Annotated in this window: 23 protein-coding genes; 11 read left to right on the top strand and 12 right to left on the bottom strand. The window is 61.3% G+C overall.

All coding sequences use genetic code 11. From position 1 onward, the window contains the following. Window positions 1-41: 41 nt before the first annotated feature. The gene (locus HSS18214_RS0104580) at window positions 42-806 is read right to left on the bottom strand and encodes an SDR family oxidoreductase (protein WP_016914123.1); all 765 of its coding nucleotides are present in this window, start codon (window positions 804-806) and stop codon (window positions 42-44) included. A 398-nt stretch (window positions 807-1,204) separates the two neighbouring features. Between HSS18214_RS0104580 and HSS18214_RS0104575 the strand changes: the two genes are divergently transcribed. Then, window positions 1,205-1,393 (top strand): diguanylate cyclase domain-containing protein, encoded by a 189-nt coding sequence (locus tag HSS18214_RS0104575; protein ID WP_016914122.1) that lies wholly within the window; start codon window positions 1,205-1,207, stop codon window positions 1,391-1,393. A gap of 545 nt (window positions 1,394-1,938) precedes the next feature. On the opposite strand, the gene pepQ is transcribed toward HSS18214_RS0104575, so the two are convergent. From pepQ to HSS18214_RS0104535, 7 genes are all read right to left on the bottom strand, one after another. Beyond that, window positions 1,939-3,243: a Xaa-Pro dipeptidase gene (gene pepQ / locus HSS18214_RS0104565; RefSeq protein ID WP_016914120.1), complete on the bottom strand. Its 1,305-nt coding sequence runs from the start codon at window positions 3,241-3,243 to the stop codon at window positions 1,939-1,941. Between the two features lie 10 nt (window positions 3,244-3,253). Beyond that, window positions 3,254-4,165, bottom strand: a complete 912-nt coding sequence (locus HSS18214_RS0104560) for a LysR family transcriptional regulator (protein ID WP_016914119.1) — start codon at window positions 4,163-4,165, stop codon at window positions 3,254-3,256. Between the two features lie 49 nt (window positions 4,166-4,214). Beyond that, window positions 4,215-5,270, bottom strand: coding sequence for an ABC transporter ATP-binding protein (locus tag HSS18214_RS0104555; RefSeq protein ID WP_016914118.1), 1,056 nt, complete (start codon window positions 5,268-5,270; stop codon window positions 4,215-4,217). Beyond that, window positions 5,267-6,283: an ABC transporter ATP-binding protein gene (locus HSS18214_RS0104550; protein ID WP_016914117.1), complete on the bottom strand. Its 1,017-nt coding sequence runs from the start codon at window positions 6,281-6,283 to the stop codon at window positions 5,267-5,269. Before HSS18214_RS0104550 ends, HSS18214_RS0104555 begins: the two co-directional genes overlap by 4 nt. Window positions 6,284-6,290: 7 nt before the next feature. Next, entirely contained in the window at window positions 6,291-7,235 is a 945-nt protein-coding gene (locus HSS18214_RS0104545; RefSeq protein ID WP_026001722.1) for an ABC transporter permease, read from the bottom strand. Beyond that, window positions 7,232-8,281 (bottom strand): ABC transporter permease, encoded by a 1,050-nt coding sequence (locus tag HSS18214_RS0104540; protein ID WP_016914115.1) that lies wholly within the window; start codon window positions 8,279-8,281, stop codon window positions 7,232-7,234. The genes HSS18214_RS0104545 and HSS18214_RS0104540 overlap by 4 nt, the downstream gene beginning before the upstream one ends. A gap of 146 nt (window positions 8,282-8,427) precedes the next feature. Continuing rightward, window positions 8,428-9,999 carry an ABC transporter substrate-binding protein gene (locus tag HSS18214_RS0104535; protein ID WP_016914114.1) on the bottom strand — a complete coding sequence of 524 codons (1,572 nt, stop codon included), beginning with the start codon at window positions 9,997-9,999 and terminating at the stop codon, window positions 8,428-8,430. A gap of 288 nt (window positions 10,000-10,287) precedes the next feature. On the opposite strand from HSS18214_RS0104535, the gene HSS18214_RS0104530 reads away from it, so the two are divergent. Then, a complete protein-coding gene (locus tag HSS18214_RS0104530; protein WP_016914113.1) occupies window positions 10,288-10,773 on the top strand; it encodes a hypothetical protein in 486 nt (161 codons plus the stop codon). A 36-nt stretch (window positions 10,774-10,809) separates the two neighbouring features. Here HSS18214_RS0104530 and HSS18214_RS0104525 read toward each other — a convergent pair whose 3' ends face one another. Beyond that, window positions 10,810-11,199, bottom strand: a complete 390-nt coding sequence (locus tag HSS18214_RS0104525) for a glutaredoxin family protein (RefSeq protein ID WP_016914112.1) — start codon at window positions 11,197-11,199, stop codon at window positions 10,810-10,812. A 219-nt stretch (window positions 11,200-11,418) separates the two neighbouring features. On the opposite strand from HSS18214_RS0104525, the gene mpl reads away from it, so the two are divergent. The 3 genes from mpl to HSS18214_RS0104510 all read left to right on the top strand — a co-directional run bounded on the left by mpl (window position 11,419) and on the right by HSS18214_RS0104510 (window position 14,128). Beyond that, window positions 11,419-12,819 carry a UDP-N-acetylmuramate:L-alanyl-gamma-D-glutamyl-meso-diaminopimelate ligase gene (gene mpl, locus HSS18214_RS0104520; RefSeq protein ID WP_016914111.1) on the top strand — a complete coding sequence of 467 codons (1,401 nt, stop codon included), beginning with the start codon at window positions 11,419-11,421 and terminating at the stop codon, window positions 12,817-12,819. Further along, complete coding sequence (locus HSS18214_RS0104515) at window positions 12,812-13,426, top strand: flavin prenyltransferase UbiX (protein ID WP_016914110.1); 615 nt, start codon at window positions 12,812-12,814, stop codon at window positions 13,424-13,426. The genes mpl and HSS18214_RS0104515 overlap by 8 nt, the downstream gene beginning before the upstream one ends. An 81-nt stretch (window positions 13,427-13,507) precedes the next feature. Then, window positions 13,508-14,128 carry a LysE family translocator gene (locus HSS18214_RS0104510; RefSeq protein ID WP_016914109.1) on the top strand — a complete coding sequence of 207 codons (621 nt, stop codon included), beginning with the start codon at window positions 13,508-13,510 and terminating at the stop codon, window positions 14,126-14,128. Between the two features lie 35 nt (window positions 14,129-14,163). Here HSS18214_RS0104510 and HSS18214_RS0104505 read toward each other — a convergent pair whose 3' ends face one another. Genes HSS18214_RS0104505 through HSS18214_RS0104495 form a run of 3 tightly spaced genes read right to left on the bottom strand, consistent with a single transcriptional unit; the run spans window position 14,164 to window position 17,267 of the window. Continuing rightward, a complete protein-coding gene (locus HSS18214_RS0104505; protein WP_016914108.1) occupies window positions 14,164-15,561 on the bottom strand; it encodes a bifunctional DedA family/phosphatase PAP2 family protein in 1,398 nt (465 codons plus the stop codon). A gap of 18 nt (window positions 15,562-15,579) precedes the next feature. Then, window positions 15,580-16,506: a diguanylate cyclase domain-containing protein gene (locus HSS18214_RS0104500; RefSeq protein ID WP_016914107.1), complete on the bottom strand. Its 927-nt coding sequence runs from the start codon at window positions 16,504-16,506 to the stop codon at window positions 15,580-15,582. Continuing rightward, on the bottom strand, window positions 16,503-17,267 hold the full coding sequence (locus tag HSS18214_RS0104495; RefSeq protein ID WP_016914106.1) for a hypothetical protein: 765 nt from the start codon (window positions 17,265-17,267) through the stop codon (window positions 16,503-16,505). Before HSS18214_RS0104495 ends, HSS18214_RS0104500 begins: the two co-directional genes overlap by 4 nt. 238 nt (window positions 17,268-17,505) lie before the next feature. On the opposite strand from HSS18214_RS0104495, the gene HSS18214_RS0104490 reads away from it, so the two are divergent. The 6 genes from HSS18214_RS0104490 to rodA all read left to right on the top strand — a co-directional run bounded on the left by HSS18214_RS0104490 (window position 17,506) and on the right by rodA (window position 23,554). Continuing rightward, complete coding sequence (locus HSS18214_RS0104490; protein ID WP_016914105.1) at window positions 17,506-18,813, top strand: glutamate-5-semialdehyde dehydrogenase; 1,308 nt, start codon at window positions 17,506-17,508, stop codon at window positions 18,811-18,813. Further along, entirely contained in the window at window positions 18,810-19,460 is a 651-nt protein-coding gene (gene nadD, locus HSS18214_RS0104485) for a nicotinate-nucleotide adenylyltransferase (protein ID WP_016914104.1), read from the top strand. The genes HSS18214_RS0104490 and nadD overlap by 4 nt, the downstream gene beginning before the upstream one ends. A 107-nt stretch (window positions 19,461-19,567) precedes the next feature. Then, on the top strand, window positions 19,568-19,954 hold the full coding sequence (rsfS, locus tag HSS18214_RS0104480) for a ribosome silencing factor (RefSeq protein WP_016914103.1): 387 nt from the start codon (window positions 19,568-19,570) through the stop codon (window positions 19,952-19,954). Next, on the top strand, window positions 19,951-20,418 hold the full coding sequence (gene rlmH / locus HSS18214_RS0104475) for a 23S rRNA (pseudouridine(1915)-N(3))-methyltransferase RlmH (protein WP_016914102.1): 468 nt from the start codon (window positions 19,951-19,953) through the stop codon (window positions 20,416-20,418). The genes rsfS and rlmH overlap by 4 nt, the downstream gene beginning before the upstream one ends. 65 nt (window positions 20,419-20,483) lie before the next feature. Further along, complete coding sequence (gene mrdA, locus HSS18214_RS0104470) at window positions 20,484-22,391, top strand: penicillin-binding protein 2 (protein WP_016914101.1); 1,908 nt, start codon at window positions 20,484-20,486, stop codon at window positions 22,389-22,391. Next, window positions 22,391-23,554, top strand: coding sequence for a rod shape-determining protein RodA (gene rodA / locus HSS18214_RS0104465; RefSeq protein ID WP_016914100.1), 1,164 nt, complete (start codon window positions 22,391-22,393; stop codon window positions 23,552-23,554). Before mrdA ends, rodA begins: the two co-directional genes overlap by 1 nt. Window positions 23,555-23,594: the final 40 nt, after the last annotated feature.

Here is a 23,594-nt window from a genome sequence, read left to right as displayed (position 1 = left end):
AAGGCCATCGTCGGATGGCCTTTTTTGGCATGAGCGGGTCGCTACTCGGCGTAGATCATTTTGCGGGTCATGCCGCCGTCGGCCACGATGTTCTGACCGGTGATGAACCCGGCCTCGTCGGACAGCAGAAAGCGCGTCAGGGCAGCGATGTCTTGGGGCGTGCCCACGCGCCCAGCCGGGTGCTGGTCACGATCGATGGCGCGGTGCTCCACCGGCTGCTGGCGGCTGGGCTTTTGCCAGTCGCCCACTTCGATCCAGCCTGGGCTGATGGCGTTGACGCGAATGTCCGGGCCAAGGCTCACGGCAAGCGCATGGGTGAGGGCCACGATGCCACCTTTGCTGGCCGCATACGCTTCGGTGTCGGGCTCGGATTGCAGGGCCCGGGACGAGGCCATCAGCACGATACTGCCTCCATGGGGCCGCAAATGCGCCGCCCCATGCTTGGCGCAGAAGAACGCGCCGGTGAGGTTGGTATTCAAATAGGCTTGCCAGGTTTCCAGTGTCAGCTGTTCGATCGTGCCATGAAACGGATCGGCGATGCCCGCGTTATGGACGATACCATCCAGCCTGCCAAAGTGTTGCACGGTACGTTCAAGCGTGCGGGCAATGTGTTCCTCTTGGCTGACGTCAGCTTCCAGAACCAGTAGCTGGTCGTACTGTTTCAACCGCTGCGCCGCAGCGCGCAGCGCCTCTGCATCGATATCGACGATGGCCACCTGGTGGCCGTTGGAGAGGAGTTCATTCGCAATGCCCAGACCAATCCCCTGGGCACCGCCGGTCACATACACTGTTTTACGCTGCATCATGATGATTTTACTGCCTGAAGGCCTAGTGAGTGGGGGAAACGTGCGCTAGCGGGGTCAAATGTAAAATATCTATACAGCTAACGACAGCTCTCGCCTCTAATGCATAGAGTTAACCATATTGAAGGACGTTTAACACTCCGCTCGCGGCGGGCTGTAGGTGTGAACGCCAATTGAGAGGTTGATTATGGTAGAGAGTGAGCGGGCGCCACTTCAGGCACTGTATGGTTTGGCGCTACTGGATACACCTCCCGAAGAGCGCTTTGATCGCTTTACACGCATTGCCGTTCAGTTATTTGGGGTCGATATCGCGCTCGTCTCACTGGTGGACGAGGAGCGGCAGTGGTTCAAGTCCCACCAAGGGCTCGCGCTGACACAAACCTGTCGAGAAGAGTCCTTGTGTGCCCACGCCATTCAAACTGATGGCATTTTTGAAGTGGCAGGGCGGGCAGGAGTTTGCGTGTACGCTCTCGGCCGGCATGGTATGCAGTCTGGACGTGGCAGAGAGTGACAGGGAGCGGTTACTGGTGCTGGCCGACGAAGCGCTCTATCGCGCCAAACGCGGTGGGCGCAATCAGGTGTGCAGCTGATACCGTTTGGGGCCAAGCGTCGTTATGAAGCATAAAACTGAGTTCCTGCGCACCATTGGTGCGATCCGCGCCTCCTGGCGCAGAGAATCATACAATAAACAGGTGGGAATTTTTATAAGGTGTTGTTTTTAATGTTTTTATAAAATACTGGCACGTTGCTCGCTATATATTGGTCAAGCGGCAAATGAATAGAGTCTTCACCGTTAGCCTGACCCGCGGATTATCGAAGCTCTCCCTTCTTTGTCATGCCGATGCGACCTGTCGCACGGTACAACGAGTGAGCTGGCGTGCTCCACCTGGGTCCCCTTCGGGGGACTTTTTTTATCAGTTAACGCGAAAAACCTCGCACTTCGTCAGCTACGCCGACGTCAACTCCGACATCAACCTGAATGGCACTGGCCGTGTAGGTGAAGTGGACATCGAGCCTGTCACCGCAGGCGGTGGTATTACCTACCGTTTCTAAGCCTATCGTTTCCAAGTCTGGCGGTTAATCGCCAAGGTACGTCCGGTTCCTTCATTGGAACCGGGCGTTTTCTTACCTGGCACTAATGTAGTTGTGTCAGGTTGTCGCAACCGCTTTCCGTGATCACGATGTTGTCTTCGATGCGGATACCACCGCAGGCGGCCAAAGCGTCCACCGTGGCCCAGTTGATGGCAATTCCCTGCTGGCGCAGCGGTGCCAGCAGCATGGGAATGAAGTAGAGCCCGGGTTCGATGGTGACTACCATGCCGGGGCGCAGCGTGCGCGTCAGGCGTAGCGCCGGATGTTGCGGTGGCGGCGGCGCTGGCGTGCCATCGGAGTGCATCAGCCCCGCCACGTCATGCACCTGGATGCCCAGCGAGTGGCCCAAGCCATGGGGGCAGAACGCTCGGGTCACGCCCAGCTCGATAGCGCTCTCCGCGCTGCCTTCGTACAGCCCGTGCTGCACCAGAATTTCGGCCAGATAGCGATGCATCTGCTCGTGGAGCGACACAAACTCCACGCCGGGCGCGGCGTGCTGGATCAATTGATCTTTCAGGTGGTGCAGGGCAGTGACCAGCTCGCCAAAGGCGGCCGGGGCATCGGGGCCTGCGTGGGTGCGGGTGATGTCTGCCGCGTAGCCGCGAAAGCGCCGCCCGGCATCCACCAACAAGCTGTGGCGCTGGCTGGGGGCGCTCAGGTCATAATGCTGATAATGCAGTACGCCAGCGTGCTGATTGAGCCCGATGATGTTCTGGTAGGGCACGTCCGACTCGCGCTGTCGGCTGGCTTGCAAATATGCCAACTGGATATCCAGCTCGCTGGCGGCGCCCACAAACGCCGCCTTGGCGGCCTGATGCCCGGCAACGGCCAGACGATTGGCTTCCCTCAGGCAGGCAATCTCATAGGCGGTCTTGTACATGCGCAGCTCATCCAACGCACGGACGAGGGCGGCGGGGTGCAGCTGTGCGGAGTTGGCGAGCACAGAAACGCTCTCCAGGGTCTCGATATCACCAATCACGGCTGCGTTGCCCGCTAGCGGCGGGGTGATCTTGTCGCTGCACAAATGCACGTCGAATTCGGCTACCCACGGCTCTTCCGGCAGTTGGGTGGGCAAGTGCCAGAAATCGGCTGGCGCGTAGATATAGAGCTGAGGCCGCTGACCGGGCTGCACCACGATCCAGCTGTGCTGAACATCGGCCAACCCTACCCAGTGGGTGAAATGCCCGTAGGCCTGAAAGGTGGTAGTGTGATCATCGGCAAAATGGTAGCGGGCGTGGCCGCTGTAAATGGCCAGACAATCCAGCTGATGGTGCTCAAGCAACTGGCTATAAGCCTGGCGAAGATGCGCGATATGCTCACGCTGTCGTGCGTTCAGTGATGCAGACATGGGGTTTCCTTTAGGGTCGTAGGGGAGGGAGCTCGCTCCATAAGCTGTCCAGCTCTGCGTGGTGGTGTTGGTGGTGACGGTACAGCCTCAACTCCATGGGCACGTCCCAGCGGCTGTCGCCTGCGCGCACCAGTTGGCCGCTAGCCAGTTCGCTGGCCACGTTGCGTTCGGGTAGCCAGCTCATGCCGTAGCCCAACAGTACCAGTTCCTTGATGCCTGCGGCGTAGAGGTTCTCGCTCTGCGCGGTCAGGTAGGTCGTATGGGGAAGGCGGGCAAGGTGTGCCTTGACCGCCGAACCCAACAGCCCGCGTTTGGGGTAGGCAAGCCAGGGCACCGGCTGCTGGCGCGTGCCAGGTAGCTGCGTGCAGGGCGACTCATCGCTGGTCAGGCCCGTCACGGGTATCAGCCGCTCCTGGCCAATGACGCGATAGGTACTGCTGCTGGTGTCGATGTCCAGATCGCAGCGGCCCACGGGCCAGTAGCAGATGGCCAGATCACATTCGGCCCTGGCCAGTGCCTGAAAATAGTCGCTGGCCACCCAGCCCGTGGCGCGCAAGTAGGGCTGCACACGCTCTTGCCAACCCTGTTGGGCCAGCCATTCGGGCAAAAAGTGGGCCAGCAGACTTTGTGGGGCAGCCACCATGATGCGGCGCTGTTGGCCAGCGCTGATCGCCCGAACGCGCTCTCTGGTGAGGCGCACGCGCTCGGTGACCTGTTCGCAGAGCGTCAGGAACTCTTCTCCCGCTGGGGTCAACGACAGTGGCAGGGTCTGTCGGTTGATCAACGTCACGCCCATTTCCTCTTCCAGCAGCTTGATGCGCCGTGAAAAAGTAGGCTGTGTCACGTGCTGCTCGTCGGCAGCGCGGGAGAAGTGTCGCGTTCTGGCCAAGGCAATGAAGTCTTCTAGCCAGCGAATTTCCATGCCTTACCTCGCAAGACGGCCTCGCGTGAGGCCTGAATGAAGCGGGCCATTACAAGCGCCCCTCCTCGACAGCGTGGCACGCCACGCGAGTGCCGTCATCCTGTGTTTGCAATGCCGGAATCTCCTGCTTGCAGCGGGCGTTGGCATGGGGGCAGCGGCCATGAAAGACACAGCCGCTAGGCAGATTGACCGGCGTCGGCACTTCACCGGAGAGGCGAATGTGTTGGGGGCGGTCATCTTCCAGCCGAGGAATGGCCGACAGCAGCGCCTGCGTATAGGGATGGCGCGGCTTGGCAAACAGCGTGGCCGTGGTGGCGACTTCACACACCGTGCCCAGGTACATCACCGCCACGCGGGTGCCGAAGTGCTCGACCACCGCCAAGTCGTGGGTGATGAACAGGTAGGTGAGGTGGCGGTCACGCTGGGCGTCCATCAGTAGGTTCAGCACCTGGGCCTGGATCGATACGTCCAGAGCCGAGATGGGCTCATCGGCCACGATGAATTCCGGGTCCACGGCCAGCGCCCTGGCGATGGCGATGCGTTGGCGCTGCCCACCGGAAAACTCATGGCCAAAGCGCTTGCCCCAGTCCGGGTCGATGCCCACCGAGCGCATCACTTCTTCCACCTTGTCGAGAATCTGCTGACGGTTCCAGTCTGGGTGGTGCAGGCGCAGCGGCTCTTCCAGCGTCTGCTGGATCGTCATGCGCGGGTTCAGCGACGCGTAGGGGTTCTGGAAAATCATCTGCATGCGCTTGCGATAAGGCAGCAGTTGACGGGTGGAGAGATGGTCGATGCGCTCGCCGCCGTAACGAATTTCGCCTTCGGAGGGGGTAATCAGCCCCATCACCGTGCGTGCTACGGTGGATTTACCGCAGCCGGATTCGCCGACCACGCAGAGCGCTTCGCCACGCTTGATCTCCAGGTTGACCCCGTTGATGGCGTGCACGTACTCCTGATGACGAACCAGCTTGCCGCCCTTGAAGCGCAGCTGCTCGAGAAAGTCGCCCGATAGCGAAAAGCGCTTTTTCAGATCGCGTATTTCCAGCAGCGTATCGCTGGCCGTAGCGGGAGCGGTCGTTGGGCGTGTGTCGGCCTGGGCATTCATAGGCTCTCCTCCTTCAGGCGGCGATCTTCGAGCATTTCAGCCACCATATGGCAGGCAACGCGGCAGTTGCCTGACTCCACGAACGTGGGCACCTGCTGAGTACACGCCGGGCGCGGCTGACCGTCGCTGCGCAGGATAAAGTCGCAGCGGGGATGAAACGCGCAGCCGGTGGGCAAGTTGGAAAGCGACGGCATGCTGCCCCGAATCTGATTCAGTTTTTCGCCGGGGGTAGCCATCTGGGGCAGGGCGTTGATCAGCCCCTGGGTGTAGGGGTGCTGGGGGTCATTGATGATTTCACGGGTCGGCCCCTGCTCGATCACGCGGCCTGCGTACATGACCAGCATGCGCTGGGTGACCTGGCTGACGACGCCCAAGTCGTGGGTGATCAGGATCAGGCCCACGTTGTGCTGCTCGCAAAGCTCCAGCAGCAGCGCCATGATTTCCGCCTGGATGGTGACATCCAGCGCGGTGGTCGGCTCATCGGCAATGATGATGTCGGGGTCCAACAGGAGCGCAATGGCGATGATGATACGCTGGCGCATGCCGCCGGAAAGCTCGTGGGGGTATTGGTCCAGGCGCTTTTCCGGCGACGGGATCTGCACCTGTTTGAGCTTGTCCAGAGCAATGGCCCGGGCCTCGCGGGTGGAGATGCGGCGGTGCGCTTTCAGGCACTCGACCATCTGCTCACCGATCGAGAGCACCGGGTTGAGGGTCATCATCGGGTCCTGGAAGATCATCGAGATACGATTGCCGCGCACCTTGCGCAGGCCCCGCTCGGACATGGTGTTGAGGGTTTTACCCTCGAAGGTGATGCTGCCACCGGCAATGAATCCGGGCCGTGCGATCAGGTTGAGCAGTGAAAAGGCTGCCACCGATTTGCCCGCGCCGGATTCACCGACGATGCCTAGCCGTTCGCCTCGCTCCAGGGTGAAGTTGACATCCCGTAAGGCGCGGACTTCACCCTGACGCAGGGCAAAGCGAACATCCAGTTGTGAGACTTCAAGAAGTGCCATGGTGTCTTCAGCCTTTATACAGTCGTGGGTTCATGACATCGCGCAGCCAGTCGCCCAGCAGATTGATCGACAGCACCAGCACCACCAATACCGCGCCGGGCATCATGGTGATCCACCAGGAGCCGGATTGAATGTAGTCGAAGCCCGCCTTGATCAACGAACCCAGCGACGGGTGGGTTTCCGGCATGCCCAGCCCCAGAAACGACAGCGCCGCTTCGGAGATGATCGCGTTGGCGATCTGAACGGTGGAGATGACGAAGATCGGCGACAGCGTATTGGGAAGCACATGACGGAACATGATGCGTCGGCTGCGCAGCCCCATGACCCGGGCGGCGTCCACGTACTCCTTGTTCTTCTCTGCCAGTACCGATGCGCGCACGGTACGCGCATACTGCGGCCATTCGGCGAGTCCGATGATCAGAATCAGCATGAGCACGGCGTACTGGCTGTAGAAGGCGCTGCCCATGGTGGCTTTCACCACGGCACCGACCACGATGGCCACCATCAGCGTCGAGAACGACAGCTGAATGTCTGCCAGGCGCATCAGGAAGGCATCGACTCGCCCGCCCAGATAACCGGCCATCAGGCCAAAGGTCACGCCCAGCAGGGCTTGCAGTGCCACCGCGCCAAAGCCGATCAGCAGCGATACCCGCGTGCCGTACAGAATGATCGACCACAGGTCGCGCCCCTGGGCATCGGTGCCCAGGGTGTAGCGATCATCGGCTCCGTCGATCCAGAACGGCGGCAGTTCCGACGACATGATGTCGATCTGGCGCAGGTCGTAGGGGTCGGTAGGGGCCAGCAGTGGCGCCGCGAAGGCCGCCACCACCAGGCAGATGAACACGGCCAGGCAGAGCTGAGCGGTACGGTCGCGCTTGAAGCTGTACCACAGGAAAGAGTCGCGCAAGCGCTCCCAGCGGCTGGGGGCTGAGGGAGGAGTGGACGTTGTCATGCGGGCTTACCAGTCAGTTTAACGGTGGGATTCACGAAGCCGTAGATCAAATCCACGATGGTGTTGGTCACCACGAAAATGACCCCGACGATCATCAGATAAGTGACGATCAGCGGAATGTCGGCGTGGTTGATGGCATCCAGGAACATCAGTCCCATGCCCGGCCACTGGAACACGGTTTCGGTCAGAATGGTATAAGCCACCATGGTACCGATCTGAACGCCCCCCACGGTAATCACCGGGAGCATGGTGTTTTTCAGCGCATGCACGAAGTAGACCCGGCGCATGGAAATACCCTTGGCGCGGGCATACTTCACGTACTCCGATTGCAGTACTTCCATCATTTCGGCGCGAATCAGGCGGATGAACAGCGGCAGCATGATGGAGGCCAGCGAGACTGCAGGCAGCACCAGATGCTTGATGCCGTCCCAGGTGACCAGGTTGGTATCCCAGTGGCCGACCACGTGGACCAAATCATAGCCACGGCCAAAGGAGGGCATGTTGCCCTGGGTAGAGAGCGCGCTGTTCAGCCAGGCGCCCCAGGCGGTGCCCTCCGGGAACAGCGAAACGGTCATGCCGATGGAGAAAATCTGGATCAGTACGATGGCGGTCAGGAACACCGGTATCGAAATGCCGATGATCGAGGCCCCCATGAAAAAGCGCGAGATGGGCGAGCGCGGTTTGATGGCGCTGTATACCCCAATGGGAACAGAGAACAATACGATGATCAGCGTGGCCGCGAACACCAGCTCGAGGGTAGCAGGCAAGTGGCGAGCAATCACCTCCAGCGCCGGTTCACGGTAGAAATAGGAGTAGCCGAAATCGCCCTGAAGGGCGTTTCTGGCGAAGCGTGCGTATTGCACCAGGAAGGGGTCGTTGAGCCCCAGCCGTTCGCGAATGGCTTCACGTTCACTTTCGGGGACCGACTGTCCGACCATCTGCTGTACAGGGTCACCCAGGTTATCCTGGATGGCGAAGGCCAGTACACTGATGACAAACATCACCAATATTGCGTGCATCAGCCGCTTGATTAAAAAAGCAATCATGGCGTACGCCACCTGTGTGGAAAGTTTCACTAAACATCAGGGCAAGGCATGACGCTGCCCGGCGGGTCGCGTCATGCACGACGCTTCGCCCTCCAGAATCCTGGAGAGCGAAGCGTCCTTGCGTGGGTTATGTCGTTAAGGGGTGATTAACGCGTAATCACCAGATCGCCCAGGTAGGGGAAGTCGGTGGCGTTGACCACCGGCTCGATGTCGATGCCGTCAGCGGCGGCATAGGCCAGGTTCTGCCAATGCAGCATGATGAAACCAACGTCTTCGTACAGCATGGCTTCGGCTTCACGCAGCATTTCACCGCGTTTTTCCAGATCGGTCTCACTGTCGGCCTGGGTTACCAGCGCATCGATTTCTTCGTTGCAGTAGCTGCCGTAGTTGTACTGACCGGCACCGCTCTCGGTGTCGATGCAGAACGACAGGTACTGGAAGAAGTTGGCGGTGTCTTCGGTGTCCGAGTGCCAGCCGATCATGGCAATGTCGGATTGACGCGTGTCGTACTCCGGCCAGTACTGGGCCAGCGGCATGGTGCGCAGGTTAACGTTGATGTTGATACGCGCCAGCATGTTGGCTGCGGCCTGGGCAATCTGCGCATCGTTCACGTAGCGGTTGTTCGGGGCGATCATGTCGACGCTGAAGCCCTCTTCGTAGCCCGCTTCCGCCATCAACTCCTGAGCACGCTCCAGATCGTAACGAGGTACCAGGTCCGGGTTATAGCCGGAGTAGCCTTCCGGTGAGAACTGGCCCGCGGGCGTTGCAAAGCCACGCATCAGACGCTCGGCAATGCCTTCCTGGTTGATGGCCAGGTCGACGGCCTGACGCACGCGTGCATCCTGGAAAGCCTCGACACGCTCTTCGTTCAGCTGGAAGCCGATGATACGCGTGCCGGGGATTTCAACCAGATTGGCGCCTTGTGCATCGCGCACACGGTCCAGGTCGTTGGGCGGTACGGCATCGATGAAGTCGACGCCACCGGACAGCAGGGCCGCTACGCGGGAGGCGTTTTCGGCAATCGGCGTCAGCACGATGCTGGTCACGTTACCTTCGCTTTCGGTGTCCCAGTAGTCTTCAAAGCGTTCGAAGTCGACGCGAACGCCCTGGCGACGATCGGTGACCACGAAGGGGCCGGTGCCGGAAACGTTACGCGATGCAAACGAGTTGCCGGCCTTGACGATTTCCGCCTTGTCGTTGCCGTCGTCGGTCTCACCCGTGTAGAACTCGCTGTCCATGGGGAAGATGTAGGTGGCCAGGTTCAACAGCAGCGGGTAAGGCTCGGTGGTGGTGATTTCGATGGTGTAGTCATCGACCGCTTCGGCGCTGGCGATCGGCTCGAAAATGGCGCGATAATCCGGGCTCTCTTTCAGGCGCTCGATGGTCCAGACCACGTCCTTGGCAGTGAACGGGTTGCCGGAATGGAAGGTAACGCCTTCACGCAGGGTCATGCGTACATGGGTGTCGTCGATTTGTTCCCACTCGGTGGCCAGACGCGGCTCGAACTGGAAGTCCTTGGTCCAGCGCACCAGGGGGTCGAATGACAAATGTGAGAAGCGCAGGACACCGCCGGAAAGCTGTTCATGCAGGTCGAGGGTTTCAGGGTCGGCCGAGTAACCGATGCGCAGGGTTTCTGCACTGGCGGTCAGGGGCAGTAGTGCGGTACCTGCCATGGCAGCACCCACGACAGTGGCCAGTAGTGTCTTTTTCAGCGTCATGATCGTTCCCATGTGTATTGTTTATTGTTCGTTTTGTCGACGGATGGCCCATCCACAAAACAGACACGGTCAGCTCGTAAGCTATCCTGACAACATAGAGACAGGTGGTTGTGACACACAATCGAAATAATGACAGGCCTCATTCATCTACTGAATGATCGGGGCTGGCGCGGCCGCCACGGCATCTGCTGTAAGACTAAAGTCGTGATCATGCGGCCGTTCAAAAGTGCCCGGCAGGTAAGCCACAAAGGAAAGATAATGAAAATACAAGGTGTTAAACCGTTACTAATGACTGTTTTGCTGGCCATGACAGGCTGGGCGGCTGCCAGCGAGCTAGCTGCAGGGATCACAGGGACGCTGGATGGAGAGGACCAGCAGTGGTTCGTCCTCGATCTCAGCAGCGAGCCCAGTGCCACGTTCATCGAAGAGGGAGACCATTGGGTGGTGGAGATGACCGGCTACCGGGATCCGGAGAAATGGGCGGCCCGAGACGCGCTGGTCATTCAATTGATTCTGACCGACGAGCAGCTGACCAATGCTCGAGTGCTGCATCTGATCGGCGATGCCGTTCATCCGCCGTACTATACGGCCAGCGATGACGAGCTGACCGTGGTGCTTTCCCGGGTGGAGCGCGAAGGCAGCCGGTTACACCTTCAGGGCACCCTTGAGGGGCCGCTGGCGCTACAGCATAGCCCGGAAGCTGACCCTCTTGCGGAAGAGGGTGTTAGCCTGGCCGTCACGTTCGACGTGACGGCCCGCAAGGTCGAGTTTTGACGTGGCAGGTGCTAAAGCACCAAATCAGGCACCCAGTCAGGCCCCAAAGCGCTGATGCAGCCAGCGATTGATCTCATCGGACTCATACAGCCACTCTTCACGACCGTCTTCATGGGCGATGCGCAGGCAAGGCACTTTGACCTTGCCGCCGCCTTCCAGCAGGGCCTGCTTGTGGTCCGGGTCCAACTGGGCATCGCGCAGTTCGATCTTCAAGCCAAGGCGCGCCATCTCCTTGCGTACCTTGATGCAGAAAGGGCAGCTACGAAACTGATACAGCGCCAATGCTTCACAGGCGGCGTCGACCTCAGCCTGCTCCTCGGCGCTGCGCTCCACCGAGCGCGGCGTGGAGAGTTTTTCCGACACTAACATCACCGGGGCCAGCAGTACGCGAAGGCCACGGAAAAAGTAACGAACGATAATGCGCATGATAAAAGCTCCTCTCGCCAGCGCAGCGGGGTGGTTTAGGTCAATAGGTGCCGCATCCTGCATCAAAAGCCACCCATTGTCACTTTCCTGCCCTGATACCGGGTGTCGCGAAGGGAACCAGATGAGCTGGCGTCCCGGGCATGATAATCTTTCCCCCAATGTATGCATTTAGGCTGATATTTCAGTCCGTTGTCAGGGTCATGGAAGGAGCGCTCGCCCATGCGTTTACATGTGATTGGTATCTGCGGCACCTTTATGGGCAGTCTTGCGCTGCTGGCCCGAGAGTTGGGGCACGAGGTGAGTGGGTCGGATGCGAACGTGTATCCGCCCATGAGCACTCAGCTCGCCGAGGCGGGCATCACGCTGATGGAGGGGTATCGCGCCGACAACCTGCAGGGCCCGTTGGACCTTGTGGTGGTGGGCAACGCTCTCTCACGCGGTAACCCGGAAGTCGAGGCGCTGCTCGATAGCGGCCTGCGCTACACCTCGGGTGCCCAGTGGCTGGCGGAGTACGTGCTGCCGGGCCGCCGGGTCATTGCCGTGGCGGGCACCCACGGCAAGACCACCACGGCCAGCCTGTTGGCCTGGCTGCTGGAGAGCGCAGGCCTGGAGCCCGGCTTTCTGATTGGCGGTGTGCCGCGCAACTTTGGCGTGTCGGCCAGGCTAGGAGGCGCAGCAGCACCGTTCGTGGTCGAGGCGGACGAGTACGATACGGCCTTTTTCGACAAGCGCTCCAAGTTCGTGCACTACCGCCCGACGATCGCCGTGATGAACAACCTCGAATTCGACCACGCCGATATCTTTCCCGACCTGGCCGCCATCGAACGCCAGTTCCACCACCTGGTGCGTACCGTGCCAGGCAAGGGGCATCTGCTGGTGGCTGACCAGCAGCTCGCGCTGGATCGTGTGCTGGCCATGGGCAGCTGGAGCCCGGTCACCCGCTTTGGCAGCGAGTCCGACAGCCAGTGGCAGCTGCGTCTGGAGCATGCCGACGCCAGCCGCTTTCAGGTGCTGTATAGCCGTGAGCAGGACGAGGAGGACGGCGTGGTGGAGTGGTCGCTCACGGGGGAGCACAACGCCCGCAATGCTTTGGCCGCCTTGGCGGCCGCACGACTGTGCGGGGTGAACCTGCCGCGTGCCTGCGCGGCGCTGGCACGCTTCCAGACGCCCCGTCGTCGTCAGGAGGTGCGTGGCGAGGTCAACGGCATTCAGGTGATCGACGACTTTGCCCACCATCCCACGGCCATTGCCGCCACGCTGCAGGGCTTGCGTGCCGCCACACCGCGGGGGCGGCTGCTGGCCGTGATCGAGCCGCGCTCCAACACCATGCGGCTGGGCGCGCTGCGTGAACGTCTGAACGAAAGCGTTGCCGATGCAGATCACAGCTTCTGGTTCCAGCCTGCTGGCGTGGAGTGGTCGATGGACTCTCTGGTAGAGGCGCAAGGGTCGCGGGCGTCGCTGTATCGGGATATCGACGCACTGGTGCAGGCAGTGGTCACCCAGGCGTCACCTCTGGACCGTATCGTGGTGATGTCCAACGGTGGTTTCGATGGTGTTCATGAGCGCCTGTTGGCGGCGCTGGCAGCGGCAAACCCTGCAACGGGAGTATCCGATGAGTGAGTTCAAACCCCCTGTGACGGTGGCGCTGACGGGCGCTTCGGGGGCCCAGTATGGCCTGCGCTTGATCGACGTGCTGGTCGAGGCGGGCCATGAAGTGTGGGTGATAATTTCCAAGGCGGCCCATATGGTCATTGCCACGGAAACGGAGGTATCGCTGCCTGCTCAGCCTCAGCGACTGGAGGAGGCCCTGGTGGCGCAAAGCGGTGCCAGGCCCGGACAAATTCGCTGCTTTGGGCGTGAAGACTGGATGGCCCCCGTGGCCTCGGGCTCCGGCGCGCCTTCCGCCATGGTGATCTGCCCGTGTTCCACCGGCACCCTCTCTGCGGTGGCCACCGGGGCCAGCAACAACCTGATCGAGCGTGCCGCCGATGTAGCGATCAAGGAGCGGCGCACGCTGGTCATGGTGCCCCGGGAGAGTCCTTTTTCTCCCATTCACCTGGAGCACATGCTCACCCTGAGTCGCCTGGGCGTGGTGATCCTGCCTGCCGCGCCGGGGTTCTATCATCGCCCCCAGTCCATGGAGGATCTGATCGATTTCATCGTCGCGCGGATTCTCAACCAGCTGGGTATCGAGCACCGCCTGATGCCACGCTGGGGCGAAGGGTAATCCCGGCGGGGCCACACTTTTGTGCCTACGATTCGCCATATCACTGACTTTCGTCACCGTTCATCACAAGGAAGCGTCACCATGTCATGGGCTACTCTATCGGTCTTCGTGCCAACCTTTCTGTTCGTATCGCTGACTCCCGGCATGTGCATGACGCTGGCCATGGTGCTGGGGATGACCCAGGGGGTGAAGCGTACGCTCTGGATGATGATTGGTGAGTTGATTGGCGTGGGCCTGGTGGCCGCGGCGGCAGGGGCAGGGGTGGCCGCGTTGATGTTGCGCCAGCCTGAGCTGTTCACTGCGTTCAAGTGGATCGGTGGGGCTTATCTGGCGTATCTGGGGGTGATGATGTGGCGCTCGCGGGGCCGCATGGCCATTCCCGATACGCTGGATGCAGGCCCGCCAGCAGGCCGCTGGCAGTTGGCCATGCAGGGGCTGGTGACCGCCGTGGCCAACCCCAAGGGCTGGGCATTCTTCATGGTGCTGCTGCCGCCGTTTCTGGACAGCAGCCGCCCGCTGGCCCCCCAGCTCAGCCTGTTGATCGCGTTGATCCTGATCATCGAGTTCGGCAGCATGCTGGTGTATGCCACGGGAGGCAAGACGCTGCGTCGCGTGCTGGGCAAAAGCGGTAACGTACGACTGTTGAACCGCATTGCCGGGACGCTGATGTTTGGCGTGGGCGCGTGGCTGGCGCTGGGCTGATCACGCCAGCCCGAGCCAGCCACGCGATGGCGCCGTCAAACCGGCCCGAACAGTAGCATTCTCGCGCTCACCAGCAGCAGCGATGCTCCTGTGAGCGTCACCCAGGGGATGGCGGGTAGCGGCGCACGATAGCGCCGCTGCCAGTTGAGCTGAATCAGGGCGCAGACCACCAGCCCCATGAGCGCGCCTCCCACCAGATCACTCAGCCAGTGTACGCCCAGTGCCAAACGCGAGAGCGCCATCGGCAGCGTCACGGCAATGGCCATCCAGTAGACCCAGGCGCGCCGCTGGCGGGGCAGCCGCGCAGCCATCACGGCGGCCGCCAGCCCGATCATCACCACCCAGGTAGAGGTGTGCGCGCTGGGGTAGGCGTATGAGCCGGTCAGGTGGTCTGGGGTGGTGGGGCGTGCCCGGGCGAACAGCGCCTTGCCGAACGTGTTGATCAGGGCAATGCCGCCAAGGGCCAGAGCCCCATGCAGCAGTGCATCGAAGCGTTTGACCACCAGCAGCCAGCACGCCCACGGGCTGACCAGTGCCACGATGCCCGCCTTGTCACCGATCATGGCCAATAGCAGGCTGGCGTGGGCAAGCCAGGGGGAGTCGAGCCAGTCGAATAGCCGCTGGGCTTCCAGATCGACCGTCAGCGGCGTCACATGGTGCATCACGTACAGCGTCCAGGCGGAGGCCCCGGTAAGCGCGGTAATGAGCAGCAGCAGTGAGCCCAGCGGCACTTCCCCCGAACGGCTCATGGCCAACCAGGGGCGGCGCATGATCGGAATGCGCCGCACGATGCGTGCCAGCGCAAAATAGACGCGCCCCTGGCGGTCTACCTGGGCGCGCCCCCATGAAAACACCACGGCCAATACCACCACCGTGGCGGCAATCAGAATGACGGCCATTTCCACGTTCGTGGGCAGGTTCAGCCGCTGCTGCCAGGTATGGCCGACCAGATAGCCAGGCAGTACATAGGCGGGAGCCCAGAGCGCTGCCGAGGTAATGTTTGCCCAGGCGAAGGTGCGTGCCGGCATTTGCATCATGCCGGCCACCAGCGGGATCACCGGGCGGACAGGCCCGACGAAGCGGCCAATGAAGACCGAGTAGACCCCATAGCGTTCGAAAAAGCGTGCCCCACGTCCCACCCACTCGGGGTGAAGCGACAGCGGCCAGCGGGACAACACCGCCTCACGATGCCGATAGCCCAGATAGTAGCTGACGCTGTCGCCGATGATCGCGCCAATGAACGCCGCGCCAATCAGCCAGGGCAGGTCGAGCCCTTGGTGGCCCGCCAGGGTGGCCGCCGCAGTCATCAATACGACCCCGGGGACCAGCAGGCCAATGAGTGCCAGCGACTCGACCAGGGCGATACCCAACACCAGAAGTAGCAGCAAAGGAGGGGAAAGAGTAAGAGAGAGCAGGGTATCGACAATCGCCAAGAGTGACTCCGTCTGCGGTTATAAATGGGTAATGGATTCTGCGCGTGCTTCCAGACGCTGCAGGTAGCGCTCGAAGCTCTCCTTGCGCATGGGCAGGCAAGTGGCTAGCCGTGCTTCCAACTGGCCTGTTTCCACCAATACGCGCCGTGACAGGGCACGCTGAAGGCGCTCTTTCACGAGTAGCGCGCCGCTTTCACTGGTATCGGGCAAGACCAGCCAGAAGGTCGCACTGCCCGCACGGCCCAGAATGTCGTGATCACGGCAGCGGCTATTGACCTCGCTGCACAGCGCACCCAGCAGCGCGGTCTTGGCGCGCTGGCCAAACTGCTCCTCTGCCATGTCCAGCTGCGGCAAGTGTAACACCAGCACGGCCAACCGCTTGTTGAGCATGTCGGCGCGCTGAAACTCATTTTTCAGACGCTCTTTGAGCGTGTCGATATGGTACGCATCGCAATCGTTATCGTGGGGGTCGGTAGCCCTGAGCAGTGCCTTGCGCCGCGCGTGCTCCCAGGGGGGCAGTGCGAGCAGCAGAGTCAGGGCAGCAAAGCCCAGGGCAAACTCCTCGTTCAGCGTGGGCAGTTGCCAGATGATCACGGCCATGGCGACCAGATTGGTGGCCAGCGCTCCCCACAGTGGCAGAAGAATGAACGCGGCGGCAAGGGGCAGGCCTAACCAATACAGCGGCAGGTTGGCGTGGGTCAGTACGCCGTGCATCGCCACCAGAAACAGACTGCCCAGCAGCAAAAGGCGCGGCAGGCACGATTTGACCCCCTGGCCCAGGTGCATCATCAGGCTGGCCAGTATCAGGGTGGTCATGAACAGTGGAACCAACAGTTCACGGTAGCTGCCCATGGCGTACAGCCAAGCGGTGTAAGCACAGATAACGATCAGGCTGGCACTGTAAGCTAGGCTCATCAGCCGTTTGGGGGGCACGGACGTCGTCATGTGATGACGCTCGGCCGCTGTTTACCCATCAGGGCCAGAGCCTCCAGGGTCAGCGCTTCCAGCTCAAGCTCTATCAGGGGAAGCGGTTGGCAAACGGTGTGCTCCGGCAGGGCCGCACATAGCAATTGGCGACGATGGGCGGCCTCGCGGGGCGTTCTGGCCAACATGAGCGTGGCCAGCGTAGTGGCATTCAGGAGGTAAACGTTTTCGAAGCTATAAAGCAGGCTGCACAGTTTGTGGGCCGTAGGCCAGAGCTGGTGGAGTCGAAGGTGAATGATCAATACCTCGGCGTGAATGGCTTCCCGCTCGGAGCGTGTTTGCTCCTTGACCAAATCGCGCAGCAACTGCTCCCCTGCCCAGAGGTTGAGACCGGGCACCAGCCGCAGGCGCTGGCGTATAGTGCCGCTCAAGTGCACCAGTAGGTAAGTACGCGCCATGGCCAGCAGGCACAGAATACAAAGCGTTGCGATCAGCAGGCACCACGCTGGTAGGGTCAGCAAGGGTTTGATGATCAGGCAGGTCAGCAGGGCTGCGCACACATTGTACATGGCCACCCAGCGTGGTTGAGGAAGCATGAAGACCGCACCCCAGGCCCATATCAGCAATAGGTGACGTTCAGGGGCAACCGCAATCAGGGCCAACAGGAGGGTTCCCGCCAGCAGTTGCCAGGGCAGGCCTCGTGAGCGGCGATGGCTGAAATCCAGCAGCAGTGCAGTCACCAGTAGCCAGCCGACCGCAAGCCACAGCACAAGGGTGGCCATGAGGGGCGCATTGGGTGTCCAGAGAGCCAGCGCGACGGCGGCGGCCAGTAGTGTCACCCTGAGCGGACTGATTTTGTATTTGCTTGGCATGGTGGCTTACTATCTGGCTGATAAACGGGGGCACCCAGCCTGAGCATAACGCATTGCTTGGCTCGAACCTGTCAATCCCCCAGTATAATGCCCTCAAGGCGTAATATAAGCCTACCTACTTTCAGTATCGCTTACATAGGGAGATCGCATGCGCAGCGCTGACGCATTTCAACAAGACGCCCAACACCACCTGGCGGCCGGCGATGTAGCCCGTTACATGACGGCTCTGGGGCAGGGGGCTCGCGCGGCGGCCAGCGTATTGCGCCGAGCCGATAGCCAAGCCAAGAACCAGGCGCTGTACGCCATGGCGCAGCGCCTTGAGGCGTCGCGTGGCGAGATCATGAAGGCCAATCAGGAGGATATGCAGCGGGGCCGGGAGAGCGGTTTGGACAGCGCGCTGCTGGACCGCCTGGCGCTCAACGATGCACGCATCGATGCCATGATCGAGGGGCTGCATCAAGTGGCGGCGTTGCCAGACCCGGTGGGCGCCATCGATGGGATGAGCTATCGGCCCAGCGGTATCCAGGTCGGCAAGATGCGGGTTCCGCTGGGGGTGATCGGCATCATCTACGAATCACGTCCCAACGTCACCCTGGAAGCCGCTAGCCTGTGCCTCAAATCCGGCAATGCCTGTGTCTTGCGCGGTGGTTCGGAAGCTCGCGCTTCCAATGCCGCTCTGAGCCAATGCATTCAGGCAGGCCTGGCGGATGCCGGTTTGCCCGAGGGCAGTGTTCAGGTGGTTGCCACCACGGATCGCGCGGCGGTGGGTGAGATGATCAGCATGCCTGAGTATATCGATGTGATCATCCCGCGTGGCGGCAAGTCGTTGATCGAGCGCATTTCGCGAGAAGCGCGTGTGCCGGTGATTAAACACCTGGATGGCGTTTGCCACGTGTACATTGATACCACCGCCGACCCCGCCAAGGCGCTGTCCATTGCCGTCAATGCCAAGACCCATCGCTACGGCACCTGCAACACCATGGAAACCCTGCTGGTGGATGCCCCGATTGCCGACCTTCTGCTGCCGGAGTTGGCGCGTGCCTACGCCGAGCACCAGGTAGAGCTGCGCGGCTGCGAGCGAACGCGGGCGCTGTTGCCCCAAGCGCTGGAAGCAACCGAGGAGGACTGGCACGCGGAGTACCTCGCTCCGGTCCTGGCCATCAAGGTGGTCGATGGCGTGGACGAAGCGATCGAACACATCGAACGATACGGCTCCCACCACACCGATGCCATCGTCACCCAGGACTACACCCTAGCGCGTCGCTTCATGGCGGAAGTGGACTCCAGCTCGGTGATCGTCAACGCCTCGACGCGCTTTGCCGACGGGTTCGAGTACGGCCTGGGGGCGGAGATCGGTATTTCCACCGACAAGCTGCACGCCCGTGGCCCTGTCGGCCTGGAAGGCCTGACCACGCAGAAATATATCGTGTTCGGGGATGGCCAGGTTCGCCAATGAGTCAGCGTGTCGGCATGTTTGGCGGCACCTTCGACCCGGTGCACAACGGCCATTTACGCAGTGCCCTGGAAGTACGCGACGCGCTGGGACTGGAAGTGCTGCACATGGTGCCTGCGCCGCAGCCGCCGCTGCGCGGCGTACCGCAAGTGTCGCCGCAGCAACGGCTGGCTCTGCTGGAAGCAGGCATTGCCGATACACCCGGCCTGCTGGCCGATGGCCGCGAGCTGCGCCGGGCGGGCCCCTCTTATAGTGTGGATACGCTGGCCGAGCTGCGCGCTGTCTACGGCTCCTCGGCCCGCCTGGTGATGGTCATTGGCATGGATGCCTTTTTGCGACTTCACCAGTGGGATCGCGCCGAGCGCTTGTGGGCGCTGGGGCATGTCGTGGTGATCGCTCGACCCGGTTATAACAACGATTGGCCAGCACCGCTGAAGGAACTGGTGGGCAATCGTGAAGTCTACAGCGTCGAAGCGATGATGCAGCAGGCTCAAGGGCACTTGCTGGTTCTGGCGTTGCCCTCGCTGATGGCCATCTCCGCGACCTATATTCGCCAACGGCTTCAGGCGGGCGAGAGTGTGCGCTATCTGCTACCACAGGCGGTGGAAACGACCATTTTGCAACAGGGCTGGTATCAAACCAGCGAATAGCGCTGGCAGTCGTGAAAGAAGCCGTTACAATGGCCGCCTCAAACGCCCGCTGCCAATGGCGGGCACCTATCATCGTCAGGTCAGTAATGGGGTTGTCGTCAGGAGTCATGCACATCGATACATTGAAAAACCTAGCCATCGACGCGCTAGAAGAACTTAAAGCTCGTGATATTACGCAGTTGGACGTGTCGAAATTGACCGAGGTCACCGACCTCATGTTGATTGCCAGCGGTACGTCTACCCGTCATGTGGCAGCGCTGGCGCAGAACCTCGTCGAGAAAGCCAAGGCTGCCGGTCTGCACCCTCGCGGTGTCGAAGGCGGTGAGAACGCGGATTGGGTGTTGGTCGATCTGGGTGACATCGTCGTTCATGTCATGCTTCCCGAAGCGCGCGCGCTGTATGACCTCGAGCGTCTGTGGGCAGACCTGCCCAACGATGCGGGCGCCATCGGTGATGCACTGCGTCAGGTCGAAGAGCGAGCCTCCATGTCATGAAGGTTCGGCTGTTGGCGGTGGGAACCAAAATGCCTGCCTGGGTGGAACAAGGCGTGGAAACCTACCGCAAACGGCTACCGCGTGATTTTGCCCTGGAAATCGAAGAGATCGCGCTGGGCCAGCGCGGCAAGAACGCCGACATCGCCAAGGCGCGGGCGCAAGAAGCTCAGCGAATCCGCGACAAGCTGCGCGGCGATGAAATCGTCGTGGCTCTCGAAGTCAAGGGCAAGCCCTGGACCACGGAGCAGCTGGCTCAGGAAGCCGATGCCTGGCGAATGTCTGGCCAGGACGTGGTGCTGCTGGTCGGCGGGCCCGATGGGCTGGAGCCTTCTCTTTCGGCCATGGCCGACAAGGCCTGGTCGCTGTCACCGCTGACACTGCCGCACCCGCTGGTGCGGATCATGCTCGCCGAACAGCTCTATCGGGCATGGACCCTGCTGGTGGGGCACCCTTATCACCGCTAGACGTTATCTGTTATCGACCCTTGTGGCCGTTGCGTTCATCGTTTGATTGAGAGTTGTCTGTTGCCATGCCCAAGCGCCGTGACACGCTAAAGAACCCTGAGCAAGAGCTGCGTATCTTCCGTGTTCGGTCGCTGCTGGCAGTGTTCGTGGTCATTGTCTTGACCGGTTTGCTGGTCGGGCGGCTGGGGTATCTGCAAATCGTTCAGCACGACCTCTACAGCACCCGCTCCGAGAAAAACCGCGTGCGGGTCGAGCCGCTGCCGCCCAATCGTGGGTTGATCTACGACCGTAACGGCGCCCTGCTGGCAGAAAATCGGCCGACCTACAACCTGACGCTGGTGCGTGAGCGTGTCGATAGCCTGGACGATACCCTGGCGCTGCTGGTGGAGCTTCTGGAACTTCCTGAAGAAGAGATCGAGGCCTTCAACGCTCGTTCTCGCCAGCGCCAGCGGCCGTTTCAGCCGGCGCTACTGATGAGCGACCTGAGCGAAGAGCAGATTGCTCGCCTGGCCATCAATCGCCATCGTTTGCCCGGAGTCGAGGTAGAAGCGCAACTGCTGCGTTACTACCCGGATGCCGAAATGATGGCCCATGCGCTGGGCTATGTGGGGCGGATCAATGCCGAAGAGCTACAGACGCTGGACACCGGCCGCTATGCGGGCACTCATTTTATCGGCAAGACGGGGGTGGAGCGTTTTTACGAGTCGGAATTGCACGGCCAGGCGGGCCTTCGCAAGGTAGAAACCAACGCCCGTGGCCGCGTGCTGCGCGAGCTTGGTCGCACTGACCCGGTGCCGGGGGCCAACCTCACCCTGACCCTGGATCGTTCTTTGCAGATGCTCGCTTACGAGCTGCTGGAAGGTCGCCGGGGCTCCATCGTGGCCATCGTGCCGCGTACCGGCGAGATTCTGGCCATGGTGTCGACGCCCGGCTTCGATAGTAACCAGTTCGTTACCGGGATCGATGTGGCTTCCTATCGTGCCCTGCAGGAAGACATCGACCTGCCGCTGTTTAACCGGGCCATTCGCGGCCACTACCCGCCGGGCTCCACCATCAAGCCGTTTCTGGCGCTGGCGGGGCTAGTGGAAGGGGTGATCACCCCGGACAGCACCATCAATGACCCGGGCTTCTATCAATTGCCCAATGATTCTCGCCGCTATCGTAACTGGCTGCGTTGGGGGCACGGGCGTGTCGATATGGAGCGCTCCATTGCCGTGTCGAACAACACTTATTATTACTCCCTGGCTCACGACCTCGGCATTGATCGGCTGCATGATCAGATGTCCAATTTTGGCTTTGGGCAACGGGTCGCTCACGATGTCCAGGGAGAAAGCGCTGGCCTGATGCCTTCGAGGGACTGGAAGCGCGCACGATTCAACCAGCCCTGGTACCCGGGGGAAACGCTCTCGGTCGGTATCGGTCAGGGATACTGGCAAATCACCCCGTTGCAGCTGGCCAGCGCTACGGCGGCCCTGGCCAACCGTGGCCACTGGGTCAAGCCGCGCCTGGCAATGCGTATCGGTGAAGACCCTGTTCCGGTTGAACTGCCGGACACGCTACCCGATATCGATCTGGCCAACGAGAACTGGTGGGATCGGGTGTTCAGCGGTATGGAGAAAGTGCTCACCGGCAGCGAAGGAACGGCAAGGCGTACCGGGGTAGGCTTGGAGTATCGTATGGGCGGCAAGTCCGGCACGGCTCAGGTGTTTTCGCTGGGTCAGGATCAGCGCTACAACGCCGAAGAGCTGGAAGAGCGGCTGCGTGACCACTCGCTGTTCATGGCCTTTGCCCCGCTGGAAGAGCCCGAAATTGCCGTGTCGGTGATTGTCGAGAACGCCGGGGGCGGCAGCACCCACGCCGCTCGCATGGCGCGCGCCATGACCGATGCCTGGCTACTGAAAGAAGCGGCCCCAGAGGCCGAGGAAGTCAAAGAAGTGCTGGAAGGCGATAACGGCCGCGTGGAGGGTAACTAATGATGCCGCTGCAACTGCTGTCGCGCTCCTGGCGTGGCTACCCGGTTCGCCCGCCCGATAGTGGCATTGCAAGGCGCAAGAGCATTTGGGAGCGTATCCATATCGACCCCTGGCTGCTTGGCCTGCTGCTGGCGCTGATGGCAGGTGGTCTGCTGGTGCTCTACAGCGCGTCTGGGCAGCGTATCGAGGTCGTGATTGCACAGGCCGTTCGTTTTGGCCTGGCGTTGGTGGGCATGTTCGTGCTGGCACAGTTTTCCCCCACCACCTTTCTGCGCTGGGCGCCGCTGGCTTATGGCGTAGGGCTTGCCATGCTGGTGGCTGTGGAGATTGCTGGCGATATCGGCATGGGGGCCAAGCGCTGGCTGGAAATACCCGGCGTGATTCGCTTTCAGCCTTCCGAAATGATGAAGCTGGCCGTGCCGTTGATGGTGGCGGCTTACCTCAACCGTTGTCAGCTTCCCCCGAGGCTGCGGGACATTGCCGTTTGTGGCTTGATCATTGGCGCTCCGGTGGTGTTGACAGCCATTCAGCCAGATCTAGGAACGGCACTCCTGATGGCCAGCGCGGCGCTGATCGTGGTGCTGCTGGCGGGGCTCTCCTGGCGCTTGATTAGCCTGGTAGTGGCCCTGGCGGCGGCTGGCCTGCCGCTACTGTGGATGAACATGCACAATTACCAGCGCCAGCGGGTGCTGACCTTTCTGGACCCGGAGAGCGATCCGCTCGGCTCCGGCTGGAACATCATCCAGTCCACCACCGCCATCGGTAGCGGTGGCCTGTGGGGCAAGGGCTGGCTGGAGGGCACCCAGTCGCAGCTCGAGTTCCTGCCCGAGCGCCATACCGATTTCATCATCGCGGTGCTGGGAGAGGAGTTTGGCCTGGTCGGGATGCTGCTATTGCTGTTGCTCTACGTGGCCATCGTCGGGCGAGGGCTGTGGCTGGCGGCGGCGTCCCAGGATACGTTCGGGCGTTTGGTGGCGGGCAGCATTATCCTGACGTTCTTTATCTACGTGTTTGTCAATGTCGGCATGGTCAGCGGTATTTTACCCGTGGTAGGGGTGCCGCTGCCGCTGGTGAGCTACGGCGGCACCTCCAGCGTGACCTTGCTGGCCGGGTTCGGTATTCTCATGTCGATACACGCCCATCGGCGGCTATTGCCGCGTTGAATGATCAAAGTGCAGTCGACGCTTTTTCACAGGAGTGGTA

This window comes from Vreelandella stevensii S18214, from assembly GCF_000275725.1.
Lineage (GTDB): Bacteria > Pseudomonadota > Gammaproteobacteria > Pseudomonadales > Halomonadaceae > Vreelandella > Vreelandella stevensii.
This window is presented reverse-complemented; position numbering and strand designations above follow the sequence as displayed.